Annotated in this window: 2 protein-coding genes; both read left to right on the top strand. The window is 73.0% G+C overall.

The window, feature by feature from the left end:
* Nucleotides 1-218: 218 nt before the first annotated feature.
* The gene (locus VR44_RS39155; protein WP_063779024.1) at nt 219-638 is read left to right on the top strand and encodes a GntR family transcriptional regulator; all 420 of its coding nucleotides are present in this window, start codon (nt 219-221) and stop codon (nt 636-638) included.
* 59 nt (nt 639-697) lie between these two features.
* On the top strand, nt 698-1,426 hold a 729-nt coding region (locus tag VR44_RS39150), incomplete at its 3' end, for an ABC transporter ATP-binding protein (RefSeq protein WP_245692893.1).

Below are 1,426 nucleotides of genomic sequence, written 5' to 3'. Positions count from 1 at the left end.
TTCACACCCGGCCGCGCCGGTCTCGCCGTCATGTCGGCATGGCCGTCTCCGGCCCGCTGATCACCTAGATGTTCCGCGCGGCCCCCGCGTTCCGTGCCCGACGGGCTGTGACCGTTCGGTCATACTCCGCCGCCGTGCACCACCCCCGGTTTGACGATCACTCACCTCGTCTGCACTATTCCACTAACACCTTAGTGGAATAGTGCAGGAAGGAGATCATGGAGTTCCGTGTGGACCGGCGCAGCGGCGTCGCCACCTATCTGCAACTCGTCACCCAGGTCAAACAGGCCCTGCGCCTGGGCGTCCTGGAGCCGGGGGACCGGCTGCCGACGGCCCGTGAGGTGGTCGCGGCCACCGCGATCAACCCCAACACCGTCCTCAAGGCGTACCGGGAACTCGAACGCGAGGGCCTCGTGGAACCCCGCCCCGGCGCGGGCACGTTCGTGCGGCGCTCGCTCTCCCACCCCCAGGCGGCCGCGGACTCGCCCCTGCGCACCGCTCTCGCCGACTGGACGGCCCGCGCCCGCGAGGCCGGCCTGGGCCGCGAGGACATCACGGCGCTCATCGCGGCCGTCGTCGAAGAAAGCTTCAACCGCTCCGGGCCCGAGCCCGGACCGTCGAGAGAGGACACGGCGTGAACGACCCGCACCCTGCGCCGGACCACGAGCCGGACCACATACCAGGCGAGCCCCCCGCCTTGAGCGCGACCCGGCTCGGCCGGGAGTTCCCGGGCCGGCGCGCACTGCGGGGCTGTGACGTCGAGCTGCCCCCGGGCCGCGTCACCGCCCTCGTCGGCCCGAACGGCGCCGGCAAGAGCACCTTGCTCCAGCTCGCGGCCGGCCTGCTGCGCCCCACCAGCGGGCGGATACGGGTCTTCGGCCACGCCCCCGGCACCGCCGAGGCCCGCCGCCGCACCGCCTTCCTGGGCCAGGACAAGCCGCTCCACGCCCGTTTCACCGTCGCCGAAACCCTCCGCCTCGGCCGTGAGCTGAACCCCGGCCAGTGGGACCAGGCCGCCGCCGAACGCCTCGTACGCGGCGGGGACATCCCCTTCCACGCCCGCGTCGGCTCGCTCTCCGGCGGCAGCCGCACCCGAGTGGCCCTCGCCCTCGTCCTCGGCAAGCGCGCCGACCTGATGCTCCTCGACGAGCCGCTCGCCGACCTCGACCCGCTCGCCCGTCACGAGGTCATGGGCCTGCTGATGGCCGAGGCGGCCGAGCGCGGCACGAGCATCGTGATGTCCTCGCACGTGCTGGCCGAACTGGAGGACGCCTGCGACCACGTACTGCTCCTCGCCGACGGCACCGTCCGCCTGGCCGGTGACACCCAGGAACTGCGCGACACGCACACCTGGCTCACCGGCCGCGCCGACCCCATGGAACCCGACGGGCTGCCCCGCGACTTCGACCGCGGCACCGTCGTGCAC

The sequence above is a fragment of the Streptomyces katrae genome, from assembly GCF_000966975.1.
GTDB classification, from domain to species: Bacteria; Actinomycetota; Actinomycetes; order Streptomycetales; family Streptomycetaceae; genus Streptomyces; species Streptomyces katrae.
Note: the sequence above shows the minus strand (reverse complement) of the source record. Positions and strands in the feature narration are given on the sequence as shown.